26 protein-coding genes are annotated in these 26,701 nt (G+C 26.3%); 19 read left to right on the forward strand and 7 right to left on the reverse strand.

From position 1 onward, the window contains the following. The first annotated feature begins 319 nt into the window (after positions 1-319). The 3 genes from AC4FQV_RS00005 to AC4FQV_RS00015 are packed head-to-tail and all read left to right on the forward strand — an operon-like array spanning position 320 to position 3,963. Entirely contained in the window at positions 320-1,003 is a 684-nt protein-coding gene (locus AC4FQV_RS00005) for a response regulator transcription factor (protein WP_491139507.1), read from the forward strand. A gap of 13 nt (positions 1,004-1,016) precedes the next feature. Continuing rightward, the gene (locus AC4FQV_RS00010; RefSeq protein WP_491139506.1) at positions 1,017-2,432 is read left to right on the forward strand and encodes a sensor histidine kinase; all 1,416 of its coding nucleotides are present in this window, start codon (positions 1,017-1,019) and stop codon (positions 2,430-2,432) included. A 16-nt stretch (positions 2,433-2,448) separates the two neighbouring features. Then, positions 2,449-3,963: a hypothetical protein gene (locus tag AC4FQV_RS00015; protein ID WP_491163634.1), complete on the forward strand. Its 1,515-nt coding sequence runs from the start codon at positions 2,449-2,451 to the stop codon at positions 3,961-3,963. Positions 3,964-4,011: 48 nt separating this feature from the next. Here AC4FQV_RS00015 and AC4FQV_RS00020 read toward each other — a convergent pair whose 3' ends face one another. Continuing rightward, positions 4,012-5,883, reverse strand: a complete 1,872-nt coding sequence (locus tag AC4FQV_RS00020; protein WP_491139504.1) for an LTA synthase family protein — start codon at positions 5,881-5,883, stop codon at positions 4,012-4,014. Positions 5,884-6,064: 181 nt separating this feature from the next. Here AC4FQV_RS00020 and yedF point away from each other — a divergent pair, with 181 nt between their 5' ends. Continuing rightward, the gene (yedF, locus tag AC4FQV_RS00025) at positions 6,065-6,637 is read left to right on the forward strand and encodes a sulfurtransferase-like selenium metabolism protein YedF (RefSeq protein ID WP_491163639.1); all 573 of its coding nucleotides are present in this window, start codon (positions 6,065-6,067) and stop codon (positions 6,635-6,637) included. 31 nt (positions 6,638-6,668) lie between these two features. Further along, a complete protein-coding gene (locus AC4FQV_RS00030; RefSeq protein ID WP_491163644.1) occupies positions 6,669-7,631 on the forward strand; it encodes an NAD(P)/FAD-dependent oxidoreductase in 963 nt (320 codons plus the stop codon). Between the two features lie 65 nt (positions 7,632-7,696). Here the strand turns inward: AC4FQV_RS00030 and AC4FQV_RS00035 are convergent, their stop codons facing one another. Beyond that, positions 7,697-8,263, reverse strand: coding sequence for a GDSL-type esterase/lipase family protein (locus tag AC4FQV_RS00035; RefSeq protein ID WP_491163647.1), 567 nt, complete (start codon positions 8,261-8,263; stop codon positions 7,697-7,699). An 8-nt stretch (positions 8,264-8,271) separates the two neighbouring features. Then, positions 8,272-8,895 (reverse strand): RusA family crossover junction endodeoxyribonuclease, encoded by a 624-nt coding sequence (locus tag AC4FQV_RS00040; RefSeq protein ID WP_491163652.1) that lies wholly within the window; start codon positions 8,893-8,895, stop codon positions 8,272-8,274. Positions 8,896-9,036: 141 nt separating this feature from the next. Here AC4FQV_RS00040 and tsaD point away from each other — a divergent pair, with 141 nt between their 5' ends. The 5 genes from tsaD (at position 9,037) to eutH (ending at position 14,295) form a co-directional block, all read left to right on the forward strand. Beyond that, positions 9,037-10,056, forward strand: coding sequence for a tRNA (adenosine(37)-N6)-threonylcarbamoyltransferase complex transferase subunit TsaD (tsaD, locus tag AC4FQV_RS00045; RefSeq protein ID WP_491139499.1), 1,020 nt, complete (start codon positions 9,037-9,039; stop codon positions 10,054-10,056). Between the two features lie 14 nt (positions 10,057-10,070). Continuing rightward, a complete protein-coding gene (locus AC4FQV_RS00050) occupies positions 10,071-11,093 on the forward strand; it encodes an alpha/beta fold hydrolase (protein WP_491163656.1) in 1,023 nt (340 codons plus the stop codon). A gap of 114 nt (positions 11,094-11,207) precedes the next feature. Continuing rightward, the gene (locus AC4FQV_RS00055; protein WP_491163662.1) at positions 11,208-12,527 is read left to right on the forward strand and encodes a S1C family serine protease; all 1,320 of its coding nucleotides are present in this window, start codon (positions 11,208-11,210) and stop codon (positions 12,525-12,527) included. 190 nt (positions 12,528-12,717) lie between these two features. Further along, positions 12,718-13,041 (forward strand): PTS sugar transporter subunit IIB, encoded by a 324-nt coding sequence (locus tag AC4FQV_RS00060; protein ID WP_491163667.1) that lies wholly within the window; start codon positions 12,718-12,720, stop codon positions 13,039-13,041. 147 nt (positions 13,042-13,188) lie between these two features. Continuing rightward, positions 13,189-14,295, forward strand: coding sequence for an ethanolamine utilization protein EutH (gene eutH, locus AC4FQV_RS00065; RefSeq protein WP_491139495.1), 1,107 nt, complete (start codon positions 13,189-13,191; stop codon positions 14,293-14,295). 37 nt (positions 14,296-14,332) lie between these two features. Here the strand turns inward: eutH and AC4FQV_RS00070 are convergent, their stop codons facing one another. Then, positions 14,333-15,361, reverse strand: coding sequence for an FAD:protein FMN transferase (locus tag AC4FQV_RS00070; protein WP_491139494.1), 1,029 nt, complete (start codon positions 15,359-15,361; stop codon positions 14,333-14,335). 34 nt (positions 15,362-15,395) lie between these two features. Then, a complete protein-coding gene (locus AC4FQV_RS00075) occupies positions 15,396-15,839 on the reverse strand; it encodes an FMN-binding protein (RefSeq protein ID WP_491139493.1) in 444 nt (147 codons plus the stop codon). Between the two features lie 139 nt (positions 15,840-15,978). Between AC4FQV_RS00075 and AC4FQV_RS00080 the strand changes: the two genes are divergently transcribed. Both AC4FQV_RS00080 and AC4FQV_RS00085 read left to right on the forward strand, forming a co-directional pair. Beyond that, complete coding sequence (locus AC4FQV_RS00080) at positions 15,979-16,350, forward strand: NusG domain II-containing protein (protein WP_491139492.1); 372 nt, start codon at positions 15,979-15,981, stop codon at positions 16,348-16,350. 25 nt (positions 16,351-16,375) lie between these two features. Continuing rightward, a complete protein-coding gene (locus tag AC4FQV_RS00085; protein ID WP_491139491.1) occupies positions 16,376-16,906 on the forward strand; it encodes a Gx transporter family protein in 531 nt (176 codons plus the stop codon). 66 nt (positions 16,907-16,972) lie between these two features. Here AC4FQV_RS00085 and AC4FQV_RS00090 read toward each other — a convergent pair whose 3' ends face one another. Further along, positions 16,973-18,106: a glycosyltransferase family 4 protein gene (locus AC4FQV_RS00090; protein WP_491163671.1), complete on the reverse strand. Its 1,134-nt coding sequence runs from the start codon at positions 18,104-18,106 to the stop codon at positions 16,973-16,975. A 131-nt stretch (positions 18,107-18,237) separates the two neighbouring features. Here AC4FQV_RS00090 and AC4FQV_RS00095 point away from each other — a divergent pair, with 131 nt between their 5' ends. From AC4FQV_RS00095 to AC4FQV_RS00105, 3 genes are read left to right on the forward strand one after another with little or no spacing between them, the layout of a single operon-like run. Continuing rightward, positions 18,238-19,248, forward strand: coding sequence for a CotS family spore coat protein (locus tag AC4FQV_RS00095; protein ID WP_491163674.1), 1,011 nt, complete (start codon positions 18,238-18,240; stop codon positions 19,246-19,248). A 6-nt stretch (positions 19,249-19,254) separates the two neighbouring features. Next, complete coding sequence (locus AC4FQV_RS00100; RefSeq protein WP_491139488.1) at positions 19,255-19,938, forward strand: hypothetical protein; 684 nt, start codon at positions 19,255-19,257, stop codon at positions 19,936-19,938. 10 nt (positions 19,939-19,948) lie between these two features. Beyond that, a complete protein-coding gene (locus AC4FQV_RS00105) occupies positions 19,949-20,977 on the forward strand; it encodes a CotS family spore coat protein (RefSeq protein ID WP_491139487.1) in 1,029 nt (342 codons plus the stop codon). 58 nt (positions 20,978-21,035) lie between these two features. On the opposite strand, the gene AC4FQV_RS00110 is transcribed toward AC4FQV_RS00105, so the two are convergent. Further along, entirely contained in the window at positions 21,036-22,154 is a 1,119-nt protein-coding gene (locus AC4FQV_RS00110; RefSeq protein WP_491163678.1) for a glycosyltransferase family 4 protein, read from the reverse strand. Between the two features lie 110 nt (positions 22,155-22,264). Here AC4FQV_RS00110 and AC4FQV_RS00115 point away from each other — a divergent pair, with 110 nt between their 5' ends. From AC4FQV_RS00115 to AC4FQV_RS00130, 4 genes are all read left to right on the forward strand, one after another. Next, entirely contained in the window at positions 22,265-23,269 is a 1,005-nt protein-coding gene (locus tag AC4FQV_RS00115; RefSeq protein WP_491139485.1) for a CotS family spore coat protein, read from the forward strand. Positions 23,270-23,406: 137 nt separating this feature from the next. Next, positions 23,407-24,288 carry a sporulation peptidase YabG gene (gene yabG, locus AC4FQV_RS00120; protein ID WP_491163681.1) on the forward strand — a complete coding sequence of 294 codons (882 nt, stop codon included), beginning with the start codon at positions 23,407-23,409 and terminating at the stop codon, positions 24,286-24,288. A gap of 162 nt (positions 24,289-24,450) precedes the next feature. After that, on the forward strand, positions 24,451-24,687 hold the full coding sequence (locus AC4FQV_RS00125) for a Veg family protein (protein ID WP_430486356.1): 237 nt from the start codon (positions 24,451-24,453) through the stop codon (positions 24,685-24,687). A gap of 356 nt (positions 24,688-25,043) precedes the next feature. Then, positions 25,044-26,603 carry a DUF3794 and LysM peptidoglycan-binding domain-containing protein gene (locus AC4FQV_RS00130; protein ID WP_491139483.1) on the forward strand — a complete coding sequence of 520 codons (1,560 nt, stop codon included), beginning with the start codon at positions 25,044-25,046 and terminating at the stop codon, positions 26,601-26,603. Positions 26,604-26,701: the final 98 nt, after the last annotated feature.

A 26,701-nucleotide genomic window follows, 5' to 3' on the forward strand; every position in this document is an offset into this window, starting at 1 on the left:
CTCGGTAGCTCAATGGTGGAGCACTCGGCTGTTAACCGATAGGTTGGAGGTTCGAGTCCTCTCCGAGGAGCCATTTTTTTTTGCAAAATTTTATGAATATTGTATGTTAAGCTATAAGTTAATTTTTAAATTAATTTATAGCTTTATTTATTTTAAAAGTATAAAATTTTAGTGTAAGCTATTTGTAATTAAAGTTTTTATATTATTGGATATAATTAATAAAAGAATAAATTGAAAATTAATTTTCTATATTAGCCTAATAAAATTAATAAAGTAATTATTAATATTTTTTATTTGGCATAAGGAGTTGAATTTATATATGAAAATTTTATTAGTAGAAGATGAAGAAAGCATAAGAGGATTTTTAAGAATAAATTTCCAAAGAGAGAATTTTCAAGTAATAGAGTGTGAAAATGGAGAAGAAGGTATAAGAAAAGCTTTAATAGAAAAACCAGACATAGCAATTTTAGATGTTATGCTACCAGGAATAGATGGTTTTGAGGTTTGTCAAAAGTTAAGAGAAAATTTCCCTAGAATGGGCATAATTATGCTTACTGCAAAGGGAGAAGACATGGATAAGATAATGGGTCTTCAGTTTGGTGCTGATGATTATGTATTAAAGCCTTTTAATCCTTTAGAAATAACTTTAAGAGTTAAAGCTTTAATGAGAAGGTTAGAGGGAGTTAGCGAAGATAAGGATGAAAATTGTATAGAAGTTGATAATTTTAAGCTAGACCTTTACTCTCAAAGTTTATATAAAGATGGAGAAGAAATAGATGTAACTCCTAAGGAGTTTTTGCTAATGAAAATATTTATGCAAAATCCAGGAAAAGCCTTTACTAGAGATGAACTATTAAATTTAGTATGGGGAATAGATTTTTTTGGAGATCCAAAAATTGTAGATGTTAATATAAGAAGACTTAGAGCAAAAATTGAGGATAATTCATCTAAACCTAAATATATAGAAACAGTATGGGGAACTGGTTATAGATGGAAAAGATAGGGGTAATTAATTTATGAAAAGTATAAAAACTAGGCTAATAAAGAACTTTTTAGTTCTATTATTATCAACTATTATTATAGTTTCGGCCATGTTTTTGATTTTTATTTCTAGATATTATTATCAAAATACAGAAGAAATACTATTAAGTCAGATAAATATATCCGTTGATTTTTATAAAAGATATTTATCTAATGTTAGCTTAGAAGAAAATGTTTATGAAGATGTAGATATATTTTGGAAACAAACAGATGCACAGGTACAAATTTATAATTTAAAAGGACAATTAATTATGGATTCTATAGGCTTAGAGCCTAAAGAATATGACACACCTGTAGATGTAAAGAGAGCTTTAGAAGGAGAAACATCAAAGTGGGTAGGAACAATACCTGATTATACAGGAAAGGTAATGGCAATTTCAGCACCCCTTAGAAATTCTTCTAATGAAATAGTAGGCGTAATTAGATATATAAGCTCTCTTAGAAATGTTGATAATTTTATACTTAATTTCTTTATAGTGTTTTTAGTTATAGGTGTTACAGTTTTAGCTATAGGAATAATTTTAAGTTATTTTTTAGCGAATAGTATTGTAAATCCAATAACAGAATTAATAAAGGTTTCTGAACAGATGGCAAAGGGAAACTTAAAGGTTAGAAATAAAATTGTTACAAATGATGAGATTGAAAAATTAGCAGAAACCTTAAATTTAATGGCAGAAGAAATTGAAAATAGAGAAATTTTAAAAAATGAATTTATTTCGTCAGTTTCTCATGAACTTAGAACTCCTTTAACATCTATTAAAGGATGGGCCATAACTTTAAATAATGATTTTACAGATAGAGAAACCTTAAAGATGGGTTTTGATATAATTGAAAAAGAGTCTGATAGGTTAAGTAATATGGTTGAAGAGTTACTTGATTTTTCAAAGTTTGTAAGTGGAAAAATAAAATTAAAGTACGAAGAAATAAATTTAAAAGAATTTATGGAGTATTTAGTGTTATATATGAATCCAAGAGCAGAAAGAGAGCATAAGGAGCTTATTTTAAAAGGCGTTACAGAAGATTTTATAATTGTAGGTGATAAGAATAGATTAAAGCAAGTTTTTATAAATATCTTAGATAATGCATTTAAATTTACTAATGAAAATGAAAAAATAACTATAGAATTCTCATATACCGAAGAAGGGATATATATAAGTATAATTGACACTGGATGTGGAATAAGTAAAGAAGAATTACCAAGAGTAAAAGAAAAATTTTACAAAGGAAAAAATTCTAAGTCGCAAAATGGCATAGGCTTATCTATATGTGATGAAATTATAGCTTTACATGAGGGAACTTTAAGTATTTATAGTGAACTTGGTAAGGGAACTAAAGTAGTTATATATTTGCCTAAAAAGTTAATTAAGAGTGTTGAGAATGAGTTAAACTAGTCAAAAGAGGTGTTTTATGAAGAGAATTTGTTTAATCTTCTTTACTATTATGAGTTTTTTCATGATGGGATGTTCTCAAAAAGAATCCTTTGATATATCAAAAATAACTCCACCAGAGTCAGATAATATAAAAATATTGGGAAAATGGGAAGTAGTTAGTGAGTTATATGATAGTGATGAAAAAAATTCAAGTAGTGTAGGTGGGGCTTTTAACTTAGAAAAAAATGATATTATAACAATAAGTAAAGACGAAGTTATATCTAATGGAGTTAGCATAGTAAATCCTAAATTTAAATTAAAAAGAATGGAAAGGGACATATTCTTTAGAGAAATAGATAATGCAAAGATAAAAGATGAAATAAAAAAGTCTATTAAAGATGAATATATAGATGTTAATTCTATATATGATAGTAATAAAACTTATTTAAGCATTATTTCAATTAATGATAACGAAGCTTATTTATTGTTAGCTGATAATCTTATAAAATTAAAGAAGGTTTCAGATACTTCTCCTAAGGAGGAGGTTAATAAAATAGAAGGCGAAGATAATTTAAAAGGTAAAAATACTGTAAGTCCAGAGTATTATAATAAGGATGTAGGAATATTGCTTGGCCTTAAAAAACCTGCTCATATGGAAGGAGAAGAATTTGAGGAAGCTTCTTATAGAACTTTATGGATATCTATAATAGATAATAAATTACAACCTATAAGAGTTTTAGATGATTCTATTTTATTACCTAGAATAAATGGATTTTCAAAAATAAGTTTAAACTCAACTTATGAAAATGGAAAAATTGAAAATAAACTTAAGGTTACAAGTAAGAAGAAGGACCCTAATGATAAGACAGAAATAAAGGGTGAGAAAAATATAGAAGGTGGATATGAGGAAATAACTTTTGTTGGCAATGATTATATAGGCTTAGAATCCTATGTAGGAGATGACAACTTTAAAGGTACTTTTAATGAATATAGCATTATACCTATAAATACTATGGATTCTGATAAATGTATGGATATAGTAAGTTTATTTGGTAAGGAACAAGAGGAAAATTACAATAAGAGTGAGAAAAATGCTATACAAAAATATGATATTGAAGGAAGAAAATATTATTCTAAAAATAAATATTCTAATATAACTCTTCAAAGAAAAAATGGGAATTGGCATTTAGAAGGAATATTAAATGAAAAAAATTATATGGATTATCCAAAAACCTTTGATATAAATATAAATCCAGTACCTATTTTAATAAACTACGATACTTTATCAGTTCCTTGGAGTCAGGTTTTATCCTTTGGAAGAGATGTAAGAGATATAGTAACAGCACCTAATGGAAAAATAGCTATTACTTTAAATAAAAATAGCTTAAGCATATATAAGATAATAGATGGAAGAATTGATGAAAAGCTAGGAGAAATTTATATAGGTAGTGATGAAAAAATTGTAATGGCAGAGTGGGCTGTTGGAGATTATGTTAAGTACTGGGATGAAACTGTAGAAGATATTTATGGTGCTAAGAATATTGAAGAATAGAAATTATTTAAATAAAAAGAGCTAAGCATAAAAGCTTAGCTCTTTTTATTAATTAGAAAGCTTATCTTTAAAGTAATTTGCTCTAATCATCTTATCAGATAAATCTAAAGAGTTTTGAACAATTTCTTTTTCTTTGTCTGTAAGTTCACCTTTTACTTCTCTATCAGTTAAAACAGCGTAAGACCTATTTGTATTTAATAGATTTCTTCCTAAGGCTGTATTTTCATAAGTTTTATTATCTACGCCTAATAAATATAAAAGTGTTGGCATTATATCTATTTGTCCTCCATATACATCATCTTGAACAGGAGTTTTTATACTTGGATTGTAAATTATAAATGGAACTGTATGGTTTCCATTATCTAACCACCAAGATTCAGGATTAGATAAAGATTCTATTTTACTATTATAATATTTATGTGGACCTGCATGGTCTCCTTCTATAGCAATAACTGTATTATCTAAAAGTCCATCTTTCTTTAAAGACTCTATAAACATTCCTATTTGAGCATCAGTATAGTGAACACTTTGGAAGTAACCACCTAAAACATTCTCTTCAAGTTCAGGGCTTAGTTTTAATTTACGATATTCTCCAGGTAAATCAAAAGGTCCATGACTTGTTAAAGTAACAGTAAAGGCATAAAATGGTTGTTTTAATTTTTTTATCATAGGTTCAACTTGTCTAAAGTAACTTCCATCACTTAGTCCAAGACCTATATTTTCATCACGGTCAAAAGAATAATAATCTACAAATTCATCAAAACCTATTCCAGTTAGCCCTTGAGCATAATTCCAGAAAGAACCTTTATCAGAGTGAATAGCAATAGTGCTATAACCATCTTTTTCTAAGATGTTAGGTAAAGAGTTATAATCTGTTGCTGGATTTCTAAAGAAAGTACTTCCTTGTCTTAAAGGTAACATAGAAGTGTTTACCATTAAGTCTGAATCAGAGCTTGTACCTTCATTTACTTGTTCAAAAATGTTAGGGAAGTATATAGAGTTATTTAATAACTTGTTTATATTTGGAGTTATTTCTTGTCCATCTACTTTTTGATTTATAACAAAATCTTCAAGAGATTCAACTTGTATTACTAGAAGATTTTTACCCTTAAACATTCCTTTATAATTATTATCAGGAAGATTTTCATTTTTGAATTCATAATATTCTTTTATTTTTTCTTCATCTTCAGCAGTCATATTGTAAGGTTTTGAGTTTTTATAAACATTGTATATATCAAAAATGTGGTATCCAATTGGTGAAAAATATTCTACTGTGTTAGTAGGGTCATAACTACTAAATAAGTATGAGTTCTTAACGTTTTCTCTTTTTAATACATTTACGTTAAAAGGAACATATCCTATGTAACAAATTGAAAGTATTAAAACAACTAAAGTACCTTTCCAGTTTGATTTACAATTTTTGAAGCTTTTTCTGAAAATTATAAAAGCTATTATTAAAATAATAAAATCTATAAAGAATAGTAAGTCATATGGACTAGCCATTGAGAAAATACTATCACCAAGATTATCTAAGTTTGCAGTTTGTTTTAATAGCATTACTGATGGTACTGTTTGGAATCCCCTAAAATACCAAATATCCATTACTGTAATTAAAGTTAAGACTAAATCCACAAATATTAAAGAGAAAAATTTACCCTTATTTTTAAATAGTAAGCAGATACTTACAAAAATTGCTGCAAAAGCTATGTAATAATTAATAAAGTAGGAAGCTTGTCTAAACCCTAAACCAAAATTAAGCACATATAAGTCTTGATTTAAAGAAAAACCTAAAAAAAGTGCTCCCTTTAAAACTACGGCTATAATTGTAAAAACATAAAAACCTAGTCTTATTAAAGCATTTTTATTAAGTGATTCTTTTATTTTAGCAAGCCCGCCATTTATTTTAACTTTTTCTTGCATTGAAACACCCCTTTTTTTATTATTCAAAGCTGTTAATATTATATCATAAAATAATATGTTAATAGTATGAAGGAATTATTACAAAAAAGTTTAAAAAGCACTTTTTTAGCATAACTTTGATTTTCTCAATTTATAAAAATATGATATCTTTATAATATAGAATATTTTAAGAGGTGAAGATATGAAAAAAATAAATTGTATAGGAATGGCTTGTCCTATGCCTGTTATAACTACAAAAAAATATTTTGATTCTATTGAAAAAGGCATAGCAGAAGTTTTAGTAGATAATGAAGTTGCAAAAAATAATATATGTAAATATGCAGAAGGTTGTGGTTATGATTTTGAATCTTCAAAAAAAGAAGGAAACTTTATAATTAAAATAGAAAAAACTTTTGAAAAGGAAGTAAAGGAAGAGGAAAATGATTTTGTAATCTTGCTTGGAACTGATAAGTTAGGAGAAGGTAACGATGACTTAGGAAAAATACTTATGAAAGGATATTTATATACTTTATCTGAAAGTGATGTAATTCCTAAAGAACTTATATTTTTAAATGGAGGAGTTAAACTTACCGTTAAAAATTCAGAGGTTTTAGAATCCTTAAAGACTTTAGAAAAGCGTGGAGTTAAAATAATGAGTTGTGGAACTTGTTTAGACTTTTATGGATTAAAGGAAGAATTAGCTATAGGTGAAATAAGTAATATGTATGCTATAGTTGAATCAATGAATAAGGCAAGTAAAGTTATAAAATTATAATTCTTTTGAGAGGAGAAAATATTTTTATAGTATGGATAATATTTTTAGTGAGTATGATGTTGTAGTTGTTGGTGGAGGCGTAAGTGGTATGGCAGCAGCTATAGGGTCAAAAGAAAGAGGAATAGAAAAGATATTATTACTTGAAAGAGAAGATGTTTTAGGTGGTGTATTAAATCATTGCATACACTGTGGTTTTGGAAAAGAAATTCTAGGAGAAGCTGTTACAGGAAGTGAGTATGTAGAATATTTAGTTCAAAAAGTTAAGGCTTTAGGAATAGAAGTTAAATTAAATACTACAGTTTTAGAAATCAGTAAAAATAAAGAAGTAAGTTATGTTAGTCCTGAAGAAGGAATGAAGGTAATAAAAGCTAAGACTATAGTTTTAGCAACAGGAAGTAGAGAAAAATTTAAAGGAAATGTAAGTGTCCCTTTAAATAAATTTACAGGTATATATACTTCAGGAACTGCACATAGATTTATAAACTTATATGGATATTTGCCAGGTAAAAAGATAGTTATAATAGGCTCTCATGATAGTGATATGATAGTTGCAAGAAGATTAATAATAGAAGGTGCTGAGGTTGAGGCTATAATAGAAAGCAAAGACTATTTAAATTCTTCTCAGTATATTATAGAAAATATAATAGAAGCTTTTAATATTCCTGTTAAGCTTGGATATACAGTAAATGAAGTTTTAGGTACAGAAAGAGTAGAAGGAGTTATTATAAGTAAGGGTGGAGAAGATGAATGCTTTATAAAATGTGATTCTCTTTTAATATCTGTTCCTTGGATACCTGAAAGTGGTTTAGGTAAAAAAATAGGACTTAGAATATCTAATAGTAGTGAAACTATTTTAGTAAATGAAAATTTTGAAACTTCCGAAGAAGGGATATTTGCTTGCGGAAATGTTTTGCATGCTTATGAATTATCTGATGTAGCAACAAAAGAGGGTTTTAAAGTTGGAGAAGCTATTGAAGAGTATCTTAAAAATTAATTTTTAATAAGACTAAAATTCATTATGATTTGAATTTTAGTCTTATTTCTTTTAAAATTTATAGTTTAAGAATTTAATAAATTATCTATGCTTTCTTTTATTATACTTGCAACTAATAAATTTCCATCAATACTAAGATGCAGTCCATCTGTATAGTTTGCTTTATTTAAAGGAAAAATAGAATTTATATCTATAAATATTGTATTATTTTCTTTGCATAATAAATTTAATTTATTAGAATATTTTTTTAGCTTAAGATTGCATTTATTGTAATCAATAGATGAATCCCATTTTTCAGTAGCTAGGGAAGAATATATTTTAGGTGGCGATAAGATTACTGGTTTTATATTAAGTAAATTACAATCATCTATCATTAATTTTACATTGTCAATAATTGAAGAAAGAGATTTATTCATTAGAATGTCATTAGAGCCACACATAATCAAACAAATTTCGCAATCACTTCTTTTTAAGACTTCATATATTCTAGATAATATTCCAGTTGAAGTATCACCATTTATACCTTTATTTATAAAGGAATTTTTATTAGAGTTTAAAAGAGATACCCAAGAATTTTCCTTTGTAACTCCATATCCAAAGGTAAGGGAATCTCCTATACAAAGTATATTCATATAATCACCTACATTCTTAGTAAACATTTTTTGCAAACAATGGTTGTCCCTTTATTTGCAGTTATAAAATCATTTCCAATAATGCTTTTTTTACAAATATCACAGACCTTTTTATTTTCTCCTTTTTTTAAAGAAGGTTCTTTTTTTTCTTTAACAGATTTTCTTTTTTTATTAGGCGGTGGAGAATAAAGAATTTTTTCTACTTCCTTATCTTTTTTTACTATTTCATAATTTAAATCATAGGAGCTTTCAGCAAAAAGCTCTAGTTCAAATCTAGGGTTTTCTTTATCATAAAACTCCTCAGTTATAATTTTTCTTATTTGCATATCATTTATTATTAATCCACTCTTTTCAATTCCATCAAAAATACTCTTTGTTATATTACCTGTATCAGGATGTCTTTTAGAGCTTTTATAATATACTTTTAATAAAGCTATTAAGGATTCTTCTAAAACGATATTTGGATTTTGAATTCTTGCTTCATAAGCAATTTCTTCTTCATATAAGGCATATCTATCATGATATTTACCAGAATTAGAGGGTAAAATTGCTCTTCCCTGTGAATTTGATAGTTTAAAGTTTGACTTAGTAATAGGAGAGCCTTTTACTATAACTTTTGCATAGGAATTCATAATAAACCTCCAATCATATGATATAATAATATAGATTATATCATAATGTAACATTATGTTTTTACATTTCTTGAAAGTATTTAACATATAAAGTATAATACTTTATGTTTACAGGAAAAATTAAAAATAAGAGGGATAAAAATGGATAGAAAAGTTATATTAGCAATAGAAAGTAGTTGTGATGAAACAGCAGCTGCTGTAGTAGTAAATGGTAGAGAAGTTTTATCAAACATAATATCTTCACAAATAGATACACATACCAAATTTGGAGGAGTAGTTCCAGAGGTTGCTTCAAGAAAGCACATAGAAGCTATAAATGCAGTTGTAGAAGAAGCTTTAGAGGTTGCAGGAGTAACTTTTTCTGATATAGATGCTATAGCAGTTACATATGGACCAGGATTAGTTGGTGCTCTGTTAGTTGGACTTCAGTATGCTAAAGGATTAGCTTATTCTTTAGATAAACCTTTAATAGGAGTTAATCATATAGAAGGACATATAAGTGCTAATTTTATAGACCATAAAGATTTAGAACCACCTTTTGTTTGTTTAGTTGTATCAGGAGGGCATACCTTTATAGTTTATGTAAAAGACTATGGCGAGTTTGAAATAATAGGAGAAACAAGAGATGATGCAGCTGGTGAAGCCTTTGATAAGGTTGCAAGAGCTGTTGGTTTAGGATATCCTGGGGGACCTAAAATAGATAAATTAGCTAAAGAAGGAATGGCAGATTCAATAAAATTTCCAAAAGCTAATTTTCATGATGATACCTTAGATTTTTCCTTTAGTGGTGTTAAATCTGCGGTTTTAAATTATCTAAATAAAATGGAAATGAAAAATGAAGAAATCAATAAGGCAGATGTGGTTGCAAGTTTTCAAAAAGCTGTAGTTGAAGTTTTAACTGATAATGTAATAAAAACTTGCAAAAGAAGAAAAGTAAATAAAATAGCCATTGCAGGAGGAGTTGCATCAAATAGTGCTTTAAGAGAAAATCTTCTTAAAGAAGGAAAAAAGAGAGGAATTGAAGTTTTATTCCCATCTCCAATACTTTGCACAGACAATGCAGCTATGATAGGAAGTGCTGCATATTTTGAACTTTTAAAAGGAAATACATCTGAAATGAGTCTTAATGCAAAACCTAACTTAAGATTAGGAGAAAGATAGGGGCTGAATTAATAATGAAGTTTATTCCATACTCCAATGGATTTCATAAGATGAATAAGAATGTGCAAGTAAAGCCTATGACAATAATAAGAAATATTTTTATATTTATATTAGCTTTAGTATTTATAGGTTTTGCATATCAATTTATAGTAAATAAAATAGATAGTAAAAAAATAGAGCCAAGTAATAAATACGTAAGAATAGATAGTAAAAAGAATTATTATGATTTTGAAGGAGAGAGTAAGCCAACTATAGTTATGAATTCTGATATAGGTTTAGGATTAAGTGAGTGGAGTAAAGTACAAGACCTTATAGAAAAAGAATATGGCTATAGAACTTTTTCATATGACAGACCTGGATATGGTTTTTCTGAATCTGTAAAAGATGATGGAATAAAAGACCAAGCACAACATCTTAGAATGATTTTAAAGAAAGCTGGGATTGGAGGGCCATACATTTTAGTTGGCTCTGGTTATGGCGCTTTAGTTATGTGTAATTTTGCAAAACTTTATCCAGATTTAGTTCAAGGAGTTATTCTTGTAGACCCAATAAATGAAGAAGCTTTAAAAAATGATAAAACATATTTAAAGCAATTTTCTAAACAAAAATTTAGTAGGTTAATACAAAAATATGGTTCTTACTTTGGTTTAACAAGCATTATGGGTAAGTTTGGAATGTTAAAAAATCCAGAAGGTTTAGATGAAAATTTAAGTGAAGAAAACTTAAAAGTCTATAATACTTTAAGAACTAAAAGTGATTATAATAGTGGTTATTATAGTGAGCTTACAAATATTTTAGATTTAAATAATGATTCTCAAACAAAGGATTTATTACAGGGAAAACCGTTAAGTATAATAGTTAATGATAAAGAGTTTGTTAAGGAACAAGAAGCACTTAAAAATTTAACTTTAGAAAATAGAGTTCAAATAATAAATGCTAAAAATAAAACGAATGTTATACCTTTAGAAAAGCCTGAGATATTTTTAGATAGTATAAGATTTATACAAGACAATAGCTTAGAATATGAGGGCAATTAAGTAGCTTTAATATAATTTGCATGCCACAAAAATGACATAAATATGACATACAAATGACACAAAAAATGGTTATTATAAACATGTGGAAACGAATGTTTAGGAGGGTATGTATAAATGAGTGATTTTAATAAAAAAGATGAAAACTTAGACGAATATTTCGGTTTTGATGATAAAGAAAATAAAAACTTAGAAGGCGATAATAGCAATAAAGACACAGAAAATAATATAGATGAAACTCAAAAAATAAATACTGAAAAGGAACAAGAAAATAAAGAAGCAGACAGTAGTTCAAAAGGTTCAGAAGATGGCAAAAATAAAGAACCTAAAAAGCCGAAGCAAAAAAGTGGATTTAAAAGAGGCTTTGCACTAGTTGCAGGAGCTGTTGTTATAGCTGTTCTTGGTGGTGTTATAGGTGGTAGTGGAGTATATTTTGCTTTCAAAAATAGTATTCCAATAAGTGCATTAGAAGGTAATGGTTCCTCTAATCAAGTAGCTACACAAGAGTTTAAAGCAGACCAAGGAACTTTAACTGTTCCTCAAGTAGTTGAAAAAGTTACTCCAGCAGTTGTTGGTATTTCTACAAAGAGTTTAGTAAGAGACCAATTTTTCAATGTTAAAGAACAAGAAGGTTTAGGTTCAGGCTTTATAATAAATGAAGAAGGATATGTAGTTACAAACTACCATGTTATAAATGGAGCTCAAGAGGTTAAGGTAATATTCTCTGATGAAAAAGAGGTAAATGCTAAGGTTATAAACTATGATGTTGAAAGAGATATAGCTGTAGTAAAAATAACTGATGATGTTAAGATGCCAGGAATAGCTCAATTAGGAGATTCTTCAACTGTTAGAGCTGGAGAAGAAGTAATTGCTATAGGAAATCCTTTAGGTAAAGAATTTAGTTCAACAGTAACTAAGGGAATAATAAGTTCTCCAAATAGAAAGATGAAAACTGAAAATGGAAATGTATTAGACTATATACAAACAGATGCAGCTATAAACCCAGGTAATAGTGGTGGTCCATTAATAAATGCAAAGGGTGAAGTTATTGGAATAAATACTGCAAAGAAAGTTGGAGAAGATATTGAGGGAATAGGATTTGCAATTCCTATAAATGAAGTTAAAACTAGATTAGATTCATTATCAAAGCCAATCTTAAAACTTGGTATTACTGCAAGAACAGTAACTCCTGAATTAGCAAAGGAAAATAAACTTGAAGAAGGAGTTTATGTTGTAGGAGTTCAAGAATTTAGTCCAGCAGAAAGAGCAGGATTAAAAATTGGAGATTTAATAGTTGAGTTTGGTGGAAAGAGAGTAAAAACTCTAGAAGATTTAAATCAAGTTAAGAGTCAATATAATGATGGCGATACAGTACCAGTTGAAGTAATTAGAGATGGTAAGAAGATAAACTTAAATTTAACTTTAGTTGCTAACTAATTAGATTAATAGATGTATATCAAAAGATAAATTATGCTTTTGATATACATCTTTTTTTATTTCAATAAAATAAAAAAATTTTTAAAGGAATTTTTTATTAAATTAAGAATAATAAAAGAGAATAGGTATTAAATATTTAATGTATCATTTTACTTTAAATGGGTAACTAAAAGAAATATAGGAGGATTATATGAAGAAAATAGTATTATTATGCACATTAGGTATGTCGACATCCTTGTTAGTTTCAAAAATGAGAAAGGCTTCAAGGGAGTTAAATATTGATTGTTCTATAATAGCAGTTGGAGAATATGAACTTAAAAAATTTGAAAAAGAAGCAGATATAATAATGTTAGGCCCTCAAGTAAAATACCTATATAATAGTTTGAGGAAAAAAATAAATGAAGAGGTAGAGATAAGCTTTATAAATGAAGCTGATTATAGCACTATGAATGGAAAGCGAATTTTGACACAAGCTTTAGGACTAATAGAAAAAAAGGAATTATGTAAAAAATAATTATAAAAATAAAGATCATATAAAATCTAAGAGGATTTTTATGGTCTTTATTTATATTTAATAAATTGAAAATTTAAAAATATAATGTTGAATTGTGTAAATTACTACCATATACTAAGAAATATCAAGTTTTAAGGGGGAGAGTTTTTGGAAAAAGTAGTTCTTTTGGTAATTGGAATTTCCTTTGTAATTAGTGGTTTAGATTACATAAATAAAAATAAATTAGGACTAGGAGAAAAATTTAAAGAAGGAATGTTATCTATGGGGCCTATAGCTATATCAATGATAGGTATATATTCTTTCTCTCCGTTAATAGGAAAAATTGTAGGGTTTTTATTAACGCCTTTAAGCAATTTTATAGGTATAGACCCATCAATATTTCCTTCAATGTTCTTAGCCGTTGACATGGGAGGCTTAGGTATAGCAGAAGGTTTATCTTCAAATATAGAAATGTATTGGATATCAGGTGTAATAATAGCCTCTACTCTAGGAGCAACTATAAGTTTTTCAATTCCATTAGCTTTAGGAATAATCGAAAATAAATATTTAGAAGATTTTACAAAAGGCTTGTTATATGGAATAATTACACTACCTGTAGCACCTATTATTGCAGGGATATTTTTAGGGGTAGATATTAAATTTTTACTATTTAATATGTTACCATTAATACTTTTTGCTATAATTTTAGCATTTTGTATGAAAAAATTTAAAGATAAAACTATAAGTCTATTTATTAAGCTAGGAAAATTAATTCAGATAGTTAGTATAGTAGGGCTTTTAATTTTAGGGTTTTTATCAATTGTTGGATTAGAACCTTTAGGATATGTATTACCTATTGAGGAAGCTATAAGTGTTGTAGGAAAAATTGCCATATTTTTAGGAGGTGCCTATCCTTTAATAAATTTCATAACTGAAAAATTTTCAAAATCATTAAATAAGATAGGAAAAAAATTAGATATAGATGAATTTTCTATAGCTGCTTTTTTAGGAACTTTAGCTTCAAACATAATATTATTTAAGAGTTTTAGTAAAATGAGTTCTAAGGGAAGAATAGCTTTAACTGCTTTTAGTGTAAGTGGTGCCTTTGTAATTGGAGGTCAATTAGGCTTTGTTTCTTTAAAAACTCCAGAGGTTATAAATATATATATATTATCAAAGTTAGGAGCTGGAATAGTTGCTATGATTTTAGCATTAATTCTATGGAAAAAGGAAAGTAATTCCCATAAAAAATTAAAAGAGCAAGTTTTGAAATAGTAAAAAAGAGAGTAGAAATACTCTCTTTTATGTTAATTTAATTTTTTATTTTGAAAGTTTTATCAAGTAGTTGAAAATTATTTTTTAAACCTTCTGATAAATAAATTTCCTTATCTTTAGTTACAAAAATAGCTTCTATACTAGGAAGGGATTCTATTAAATTTAACCCATCTATAAGACCCATTCCAAAGGTTGAGGTTGAAAGAGCATCTCCATCTATAGATTTAGAAGAAACTATAGTTACTGAGGCTAAATTATTATCATAGGGATATCCTTTTTTAGGATCTAAGATATGATGATATTTTTTTCCATCAAATTCTATATATCTTTCATAAATTCCAGAAGTAACTACAGATTCGTTAAATACCTTTAAGGTTCCAAGAGGAGAGCCTCTATTTTCAAAAGGATTTTGTATGCCTATTGTCCATTTTTCTCCTTTATCTTTTTCACCAAGGGCATAAATATTACCGCCTAAATCAATTATAGCTTTAGTAACTCCCTCAGAAATTAAAAATTCAGAAATTATGTCTGCTATATATCCTTTTGCTATACCTCCTAAATCTAAAATCATTCCTTTTTCTTTTAGAAATACAGATTTATCTTTTTTATTTAAAACTATATTTTCATAGTTTACAAGGTCTAGGGTATTTAATATTTCATCTTCTTTAGGAACTTTTGCATTTTCACTACCTATACCCCATAACTTAACTAAGGGACCTATGCTTATATCAAAATTTCCATTAGAGGATTTTGAATATTCTAAAGAACTCTCTATTAAGTTAAATGTATGGTCGCTTAGCTTTACAGCTTCTATACCTGCCTTTTCATTTATTTTATTTATTTCAGAGCTATCTATGTTTAGACTAAGCATAGATTCTATTTCACTTATTTTATCAAAGGCTTTATTTAAAATGTTTTCATTAAATTTATCATAAAGTGTAATGTTTACTATAGTTCCCATAAAAAAATTAGATTTGCTTATAGGCTCTTTTTTTATAGAACATCCACCTAAAGTGAAAGCTAAAAACAATGATAGAAAAATACAAATATGTCTTAAGTTCCCCATTTTACCCTCCTAGAAATAAAATAATATTTTTAACTTATTCTACTAATGTTTCTTCAGTTTTTCCTTCCTCAGCATTTTTTAATGCCTCAGCAGCTAATTTTTTAAATTGTTCAGATGAGTTAGTAGCACCTGTAACAACATCTATTTCTGCAGATTGTTTGTCTATTAAAGATTTTTCAAGTTGAGGTTCATATTCTGAAGGGCCAACGCCAGAAACACCTTTCATTTTTTCATTGTAATCTTTATCATCTCTCTTCATAACATTAGTTTCAGCATTAAACTCATTATATTTAGCTTCTGTTATCTTTCCTTCTGATACAGTTATACTAAGTTTTGCTTTATACCCATGGTCGTCAGCATTAGCTGTTTCAACAGTATAATTACCATCCTTTAATTTTGAACTGTTTGATGCCCCACATCCAATAAAGCTAGAAGCTACTATAGTAGATAAAACAATTGCTAATAATTTCTTTTTCATAAAATCCTCCTAAATAAATTTAATTACTATAAATATACTTTTTAATATTAAAAAAATTCCTTAAAGTTAAATAAAACAAATAATTTTAACTTAACGTACATATATACATAATAAGTGATTGTTAATTAGGAGAGATTTTATGAAAAAGTGGGATTTAATTATAATTGTATTTTCAATAATTTTATCTATTATGCCTATTAGAATTCTTATATCTGGAAATAATAGAGTGGAGTTTAAAAGAGTTTTTATAAGTGTTAATGGAGAGGAATATGAAAATTTTAATTTAGAGAAAGATATAAAAAAAGTTATAAAAATTGAAAAGGGAATAGGAGAAAATGAAGTTTATGTGGAAGAGGGAAAAGTATATATGAAAAACTCAAATTGTGCAGACAAGGTATGTATTAGGCAAGGGAAAATAGATAGACTTGGTCAAAGTGTTGTTTGTTTGCCAAATAGAGTTTTTGTAGAAATAAAGGGTAATAAGGATGAGGAGTGTATCTTATCATATTAAAATAATAAAGGGGAATTAGATTTTTATGAAAAGTAAAAAGATGGTATATTTAGGGGTTTTAGTTGCTCAAGCCTTGGTTTTATATATTTTTGAAAGTATGATACCTATGCCTTTTATTACACCAGGTGCGAAACTTGGACTAGCTAATTTAATAGTTGTAATATCACTATATACTTTAGATTCATATAAAGAGTGTATTTGGTTAATATTTTTAAAGCTTATTTTATCAACTCTTCTTATGGGTTCAGTATCTACATTTATTTTTTCTTTAGGTGGTTCTATTTTAAGTTTTTTAGGAATGATTTTTATAAAAGATTTGTTAAAAGAAAAGGTGTCTGCTATTGGAGTTAGTACTATAGGAGGTGTATTTCATAATTTAGGTCAGCTTTTTGTTACTGCTATTATAATTAAAAATATAAGTATATTAACTTATCTTCCTATTTTATCTATAGCAGGTATAGGAACTGGGATTTTTATTGGAATAACAGCAAATTATTTATTAAAGCATATGAAGAATATAAGTATTTTAAATTACAAGGAAAATATGAATATATAAATAAAAAAACTTATAAATATGATTAAATTAATTAAATTTAATATATTTATAAGTTTTATTTTGTAATTAGATTTTATTATATTTATTTAAGGTTTCAAAATAAGCGTTAATAGTTTTTTTAGCTGTTTTTTCCCAAGAAAATTCTTTGCTTTTTTCAAAGGATAACTTTTCTAAGTTTTCTCTAAGTTTATTATCAGTTAAAAGTCTTTCAAGTTTTATTGAAAGGTCATTTTCATCATTTAAATTTATTAAACTTTCTTTAAAAGGAACAACCTCAGGTATAGAAGTTTTATTAGAAGTTAGCACAGCAGTTTTACAGCTCATAGCTTCTAAAGGTGGTAAGCCAAAACCTTCATAAAGAGATGGATATACAAATAGCTTAGTAGCATTATATAAAATTGGTAAGTAATCATCTTCTATAAAACCTGTAAATATAACCTTATCTTTTATAGATAAACTTTCAACATAAGATTTTAATTTTAATCCTTCATCTCTTAAACTACCTACAATTAATAGTTTATATTCTTTAGGAATATTTTTTTGTATTTTTAAAAAGGAATCCACTAAAGCTTTTACATTTTTTCTTAAGCTAAAACCACCTATATAAAGAATAAAAGGTCCTTTAAAGGAAAATCTTTTATTTACACTAAATAAGCATTTTTCTTTATCTAAGGGTTTAAAATTTTCATTTGCTGCTAAAGGTGTTACAAAAATATTTTCAGAAGGAAAATGGGGGAAAAACTTTAAAATATCTTTTTTAGAATATTCCGATACTGTAATTATTCCTGTTGAATTATCTATTATATCAGGCATTGACTTAAGAAATTTTTTTAAGTAGCCTTTTCCAACTGTTTCAGGTAAAACATAAGGAATTAAATCATGTATAGTAACAATTTTAGCTAAGTTTCCTTCAGAATTTAGTCCTATTCCGTTTTGAGGCAAATGAATCAAATCTATTTTTTCAGTTTTACAATAGTAAGGTATATAATGGTCTTCAAAAAAGCTTTGATGTTTTTTTGAGGACATTACTATTTTACTGTTTTCTTTTTCAAATTCTGATATTTTTTCTCCAGAACAAAGAAGGTTATAATAATTTTCTTTATCTAAATTTAAAATGTTTTTTAAAAGATTTAATGTATATGTTCCTATTCCTGTTCCACTATACCAAGTTGCTCCCCTTGCATCTATTAAATAATTCAATATATTTCCACTCCTTAGAAAATAAATGTTTATAATTAAATAATATTAATAAATATTATAAAAGGTGCATTGTAACAAGAGGAATTTGAAAAACATATAATAATTTAAAAAGTGAGATTAGGAGTAGTTTTATGGAATATGATTATATAAAGGATAAAATCTTACTTAACTATGGTATTGAGGCAAAAGAAATAATTAAGATTAAAAATACCTATAAGATAATATCAAAAGAGCAGGAGGAGTATTGTTTAAAAGTAATAAAATATCAATATCCTCATTTTTATTTTATAGTTTCTGCTCAAAAACACCTTATTAATAAGGGATTTAACTCAATTCCTAAAATACTAGATACTAATTTGGGAAGTGATTATATAACTTTAGAAAATAAATTAGCTTATTTAACTCCATGGGTAAAAAGTAGACAATGTGATTATAAAAATAAGGAAGATTTAGCTCTAGCCTCTAGAAAGCTTAGTGAACTACATAATAGTAGTGAAGGCTTTGTTATAAATAAAAACCTTAAACCAAGAATTTATTGGGGGATGTGGTATAAAACTTTTGAAACAAGAGGAAAAGAAATTTTAGATTTTGAGAAAAGAATTTATCAAAAGGCTTATAAGTCTGATTTTGATAAATTATATCTTTCAATATTAGAAGAGGAATTAAAGAGAGTTGAAAGTACATTATTTAGTATAAAGAATAGTGGATATTTTCAATATATGAAGGAAGAAGTTAAAAGATTAGGTTTTTGCCACCATGACTATGCAGACCATAATGTTCTTTTGCTAGATAATAAAGAAATAAACATAATTGATTTTGATTATTGCATATTAGATTCTCATTTACATGATTTAAGTAGTTTATGTATAAGAACTATGAAAGAAGGAAAATGGGATATTAATTTGTTTAATTATATAGTAGAAAATTATTCTTATAACAAAGAAGTTAAAAAGAAAGAATTGCCTATTATGGCTGCTTTTATTGAATTTCCTCAAGCTTATTGGCAGTTAGGAATACAGTATTATTGGGAGCAACAACCTTGGGAGGAAGAACATTTTCTAAAGAAGCTATATAAATATAAAAATGATAGAGAATTTAGACAGGATTTCACTTTACAATTAAAAAATTTTAATTTGAGGTGATTTACTTTGAGTAAAAGTTTAGAAGAATTTTTAAAAAACAATAATATAAAGTTATTTTCTAAAAAATCTTTTAGCTATGACAAGAAGGAATTAAAAATTGATTATTCAATAGATTATATAAAAGCAATATGTGAAATCCATGAAAGATTTTTAGGAGAAGAAAATAAAGAAAATTTTAAAATAAGAAATGAAATTTGGAAGGATATTGAAATTTTAAAACTTTGGTATAGAAGGGTAGAAAGATTAGAAAAAAAAGATTTATTAACTTTAGAAATTTTAGAAGCTTCTAGGAAAAGTTTGCAGTATATTTATGATGTGAATTTTAATTCTCTCATTAAAAGAGCTATGAGAAGAGGGGAAGTTTGTATTGGGAAACTTTATATTAATAAAGAGTATGAAAATACTTTTTTTATTAAGGATGTTAAAAATATAAGATTTAGTATGATAGAAGATGACTATTATGTTTTATTTAAAAGAATTAAAAGGGATGAAAAAAAGGTATTAGAGGACTTAATAAAAGAGGTTATTTCAATGGAAAGATTAGATTATAATAGCTATGTTTATATAGATTCCTTAGTTAAATATCCTTTTTATTCAATGAAATATTTACAAAACTGCTATATAAAAAATTTAAGTGTATGTAGAGAAAAGCTAGAGGAAATCTTAGAGAAAGATTTGATTTTTTATTAGGAGGAGAGTTTTGGGTAATATTAAATATAGAGATGAAAAATATTTATGTAGATATGATTTAGATTTAAAATTATTTGAAGCCTTAGGACTTGATATTATTGATTTAAAACCTAATAGAAATGTATTTTTTTTAGATACAGAGCAAGGTAAGAAGATATTAAAAATAATAAATTATGATGAAAATAGATTAAATTTTATAGTTAATTGTATAAATTATCTTAAGAAAAATTATGAAAATATATTAACCATAAATAAATTAGGGAAAAATAGATATGTATTAAGATGGAAAGAAAATAATTATATTTTATTAGATTATATTTATGGCACAGAATTTAATATGGCAAATCCAATAGAACTAAAAAAAATAACTACTTCAGTAGCTAAACTTCATAAGGCATCCTTAGGCTTTGAAAAAGCTATTTCAAAAAGTGAATATGAGAAAAATAGTGAGCTTTTTAAACTTGAGGATTATTTTATAAAAAGCAAATTAGATTTAGAAAAAATAAAAAATGTAGTAAGCTTATATAAATATAAAAATGAATTTGATAATAGCTTTATAAAAGAAGTTGATTTTCATTTATATGATATAGAAAGATGCATTGCTTTATTAAAAAAGAGTAGTTATTATGATTTATGTAAAGATAGAAGTAAAATAGCTATATGTCATAATGACCTTGCTTATCATAATATTTTATTTAAAGATGACAAAGTAAGTTTTATAGATTTTGATTATTGTAACATAAATTTAAGGGTAATAGATTTATGTGATTTTATAATAAAAACTATAAAGCGATTTGGGTTTAGCATAGATATGTACGATAATATAATAGATAATTATAATAAAGAAAATAAATTGTCAACAGAGGAAAAAGAATTTATAAGTATATATTTAAGATTTCCTAAGGATTTTTATAATATTTCTATGCAGTATTATTATAAGTTAAAGGATTGGAAATATGAGTCTTTTTTAAATAAGTTAGATAAAAAAAATGAATATACGAGAGAAAAGGAAATTCTATTAAAACATATAGAGAGATAAAAATAAAAATAAGACTTATAAATTTTTATAAGTCTTATTTTTATTTAAATTTAAAGAATTAAAGAAGTTTTTTGTAAACATCTAAAGTTTCATAAGCTGTTTTTTTCCAATTAAATTTACTTGAATGATATAGTCCTCTTCTTATCATAAGAGAATAAAGATTTTCGTCATTTAATAATTTAAGTATAGAATTTTTAATTTCTACTATATCATAAGGATTAATTAAAAGAGCAAAATCTTCGCAAACTTCAGGAATAGAAGTTAAATTTGAAGCAATTACAGGGGTTCCACAAGCCATGCATTCAATGGGAGGAAGTCCAAAACCTTCATAAAATGAAGGGTAAACCAAGGCCTTACTACTACTATAGAATATAGGCATATCTTCAATAGGAATAAATCCTGTGAAAATAACAGAGGAAGATAAATTAAGTTTAGAAACTCTTTCCCTATAAATTTCATAAGAAGCTCCAAAGGTTCCTACAATCACTAAATTCAACTCTTTTTTATAAGAATTTTTAACTAAGTTAAAAGCTTCTATAAGACCTAAAATATTTTTTCTAGGACTAAATCCACCAACATATAGTAAAAAGTCATTTTCTATTCCATAGTGTTTTTTTAGATATATAGAGGAGGCTTTTTTATCTAAAGGTTTATATATATCTTCTGCTGCAAGGGGAGTAACAAAAATTTTGTTTCTATCATAGGAAAAGGTCTTACTTATGTCTTCTTTAGAAAAATTAGAAACAGTAATTATTGCATTAGTATTTTTTAAAATATTACTTATATTTTCTGTAAATATATTTAAAAAAGTAGGACTTACAGTAGAAGGCATCTTCATAGGAATAATATCATGAAGAGTAATTACTGTTTTTATGTTTTTTATTTTAGAAAGGCCTATGCCATTTTGAGGAACATGATATATATCTCCTATAATGTTTTCTTTAGGATTTTCTTCTTTTATAAATTCCCAAAAATTTTTTTTATCATTTATTGTAGAGGATAAATAATTAAAATTATTTTTATTTATTAAATCTAGAGAAGAGGATTTAGGAGTTAATATATTGTATTCATTTAAAAAGTCAATTTGATTTAGATTATTTATTAATTGATATGTGTAATTTCCTATTCCAGTACCTCTATACATTTTAGCTGCTCTACCATCAATACATATTTTCATTTTTTTACTCCTTCCTTTAGGGATATATATTTTATTATATTTGTTGTTGGAATAAAATGTTAATAAATTAAGAGCAGATAACATATAAATATGTTAGGAGGTGAATGGATATGATGAGAGAGTTTGAAATAGAAAGGCAATTTGATATTAAGATAGAAAAATTAAAGCCTAATAAAGGCATATATTATTTAAAGAGTAACAAGGGCGAGAGATGTTTAAAGAAAGTTCCTTATGGAGAACAAAGCTTAGCTTTTATTTATGGTGCTAAAGAGCATTTAGCTAAAAATGGTTTTGAGAATATAGATAGATATTTTTTAAACATAGAAGGAGAGCCTTATGCCTTAGTAAATGAGGATATATATACTCTTTCAACTTGGATAAATGGAAGAGAGTGTGATTTTACTAATATAGATGAGGTGAAGATAGCCACAAAAAAATTAGCAAATTTACATGAGGCTAGTAAGGGATATGAAACTCCAGAGAATGCAAAACATAAAAGTGATTTAGGTAGATGGTCTCATCTTATGGAGAAAAGAGGAAAAGCCTTAGAAAAGATGAGAGGAATGGCTAGAAAGAAAAATTTGAAAAGTGATTTTGATATTATTTATTTAAAAAATATTGATTTTTACAAGGATTTAGCAATAAAAGCAAATAAAATTTTAAATGATTCAAAATATTTATCTTTATGTGAAGAAGCTGAAAAAGAAAAAATGTTTTGTCATCATGATTATAATCATCATAATATAATCATTGGAGAAGATAATGAAGTTTATGTTATAGATTTTGATTATTGCAAGAGAGAAATTAGAGCTTACGATATAGCTAATTTTATGAAAAAGGTATTAAAGAAAAATAAGTGGAATATTAAATATGCTAAGGCAATAATAGATTCTTATAATGAGGTGTCTCCTTTAAAGGAAGAAGAATATGAAGTTTTATATGCATACTTATTATTTCCTCAAAGATATTGGAGACTTGCAAATAGATATTATTACAATGAAGTTATGTGGGGACAAAATGTATTTTTAAATAAAATAAACAACATAATTAGTGAAAAAGAAAATTATATGAAATTTATTGAGGAATATAAAAAAGAATATAATCAAAGAGGATAATTATCTTTTAGGTGTCTAATTTTAGACACCCTTTTTATTTTCTAAAAGAAATGTGTAATTTTGTTTTTATTCTTAGAACTTATGAAAAAATTAATCATATTATATTACAACAGATAAATAATAAGGAGATAAATAATATGAAGGTTGGAGATTTAGTTGTAAGAAAGTCTTATAGTAAAGATGTAACTTTTAAAATTATAGATATAAAAGAAACTGAAGAAGGAATAACCTATGTCTTAAAAGGTATTCATATAAGAATAATAGCAGATTCAAAAAAAGAAGATTTAGAAAAAGTTGATGAAGATTTTTTAGGGCATAGAGATAGAGATTTTGATTTTAAGGTAAATGAAGTTATTAAAAAAATAGTAGAGAGTAGACAAAATAACAATGGGTTTATGAGAGGAAGTATTGAAGAAACTTTAGAGAGAGCTAAAAATAATTCAAAATTAGTCTTTGGAAGGCCTGGGAAAATACTTCATATAGATGGAGATTCATCCTATATGGAAACTTGTTTGAAAGCATATAAAAAGTTAAATTTAAATGCTATAGGAGTTGCTATTTCAGAAAGAGAACAACCCTTAAAAATATTAGCTTTAGTTAAAGAGTATAATCCTGATATAGTCGTATTAACAGGACATGATGGAGTTCTTAAAGATTCAAAGGGAATGTTAGATTTAAGTAACTATAGAAATTCAAGATATTTTATAGAAGCTGTAAAAATTTTAAGAAGTTATAAATCAAATTATGATGATTTAGTTATTTTTGCAGGGGCATGTCAGTCCTGCTATGAGAGTTTGTTAGAAGCAGGTGCTAATTTTGCAAGTTCACCAAGTAGAGTGCTTATACATTGTTTAGACCCAGTATTAGTATGTGAAAAAATAGCATATACAAGTATAAATGAAATAGTATCTATAAAAGAGGCAATAGAAAATACTATAACAGGGATAAAAGGTGTTGGGGGATTAGAAACTAGAGGTAAATACAGAGAGGGTTATCCAAAATCTCTATATTTAAATTAAGAGAATAAATTAAATTATTTAAGTTAATAATATAATTGGATGTTTTAGTTTAAATATAGTATATTTTTATTGACAAGAGAGGGCTTTATATAGTAAAATAATTTATTTATTGAAAAAACATCCCCTTTAGTGTATAATGTATAATAGAAAGAGGGTGTTAAAATGAGTACCAGACTTACATTGAACTCCATTAGAAAGAATATAGAAGATCATGTTGGTGAAAAAGTTAAGCTTAGAGCTAATGGAGGAAGAAAAAAGATTTTGGAAAATGAAGGAATACTAGAAAGTGTTCACCCAAGTATTTTTGTAGTTAGATTACAAAAAGACACCCAAAGGAAAGTGACATACAGTTATTCAGATGTACTTACAAAAACAGTTCAACTAGATTTTGTTGGTTAAATAAAAAAAAGTTAGCTATTTAGCTAACTTTTTTTGTTTTATTTTATTTCAAAAAAAAAGAAAGATGGTGGGTTTCCATCTTTCAACTATGGTATAAAAGGGTATTGAGAATTTATGAGAGGTTATATGGTCAATAACCATCTTTATAATACGACAGATTTTTTACTATGTCAACACTTTTTATAAAAAAATGTCGAAAAAAAGATTATTTTTTTTAATTTTATTTTAAAAAGCTATGTAAACGTTTATAAATTTTTTTATATAAAAATATAAATAATGTATCAATAATAAGAATTATCATAATTTAAGAATCATACATATATATTATAGTATTAGATTATTTAGGAGGGATAAATTTGGTAAATTTAGATATTATAAAGGAAAGCATTGGCTTTGAAAGGGTTTTAAGTGAAAGTTATTTAGAAATACCTTTTAGAGAAGAATACTTAATACCAGATACTCAACCAGATGTTCATGAAATTCTTTCAGTTGATACAAAAGTTTTTATTTTAAATAGGGAAGTTCAAAGTGATAGATTATTATTAGAATATGAAATTGAGTATAATGTTATTTATTTAGCTAGAGAAGAAGAAGGTTTAGGAGTTAATAGTGTAGTATATAAAGAAAAAAATTCTAGTTTTACAGATATAACTGGAGTTGAACATAGCATGATGTGTGATATAACATGTGATTTAGAACATATGGATGCGAACATAATCAATGAAAGAAAGATAAGAGTAGAGGGATTATTAAAGGCTAAATATAAAATTTATAAAGAAGAAAAGATAGATGTTGTAAAAGAGTTAGATGGCTTAGGTAATCTTCAAATAAAAAGAAAGCCAGATAGCATAGAAAAAAATATTACTAATGTTACTTGTTCAATGAAAGGAAACTTACCAATAAATGTTGGAATGGACAAACCTCAAATAGGTAAGGTTATTAAATGTTCTTATATGATTCATAGACAGGAGATAAAAATAGGAGAAGATAAGATACAAGCTTCCTGTTTAGCTAAAGTAAATATTTTATATAGAGCTTACGATTCTAAAGAAATTATATCTTTAGAAGATGATTTATATTTATCTAGTGAGGAAGAAGTTTTAGGTATTAATTCTGAAATGAATTGTAATGGATATTTTGAAGTTAAGGAGCAAGAAGTTAAAATATCACAAAATGATTTAGGAGAAAGTAGAGTTTTAGATGTTAACTTAGTTGTTGATGCAAATATTTCAATATCTAAAGTAGAACTTTTAGAAACAGTTGATGATTTATATTCACCAACAGAGAATATAGTTCCTGTAAAAGATTTTTATAATATAAATATGTGTGTTACTGAAAACTCTAGTGAATCGATTGTAAAAGGGGTTATTCCTTTAGAGAACAACAGTGAGGTTATACAAATACTTAACTGTGCAGGAAAGATAATAGATATGGAAAGCTACTTTATAGAGGAGAAAGTAGTTATAAAAGGAAATTTAAATGTTGAAGCTTTATATAAAACAATTGATGAAGAAAATTCTTTTGGCAAATCTAAGGGAAATATTCCTTTTGAAGTTGCTTTAGATATGAAAAATTCTCAATCAGGCATGATATTTGATACTAAGGCAAATTTAGAAGATTTACAATGTAGTATTGAAGGAAGTAATTTATCTATAAAGGCTATAATTTATTTTTATGGCAAATGTTCTGACATCTTTAATAAGGAGTACGTAAAGGATATAGAGCAGTATGAAGATAAAGTTGAAAAGGCATCTTCTGTTACTATATATACAATTCAAAAGGGAGATACCTTATGGAATTTAGCTAAGAAATATAAAACAACTGTAGATACCTTGATTTCATTAAATGATATAGATGATTCAGAAGTTATATATGAAGGAGATAAAATAATTATTCCAGGTAGAGCTATCTTATAATAAAAAAGAGTTTTGCGATAATATGTCGCAAAACTCTTTTTTATGAATAAATATAAATTTTATGGCAAAAATAAGAAATGCATGATTTGAGGTGAAAA

This window comes from Clostridium sp. TJA038, from assembly GCF_058310255.1.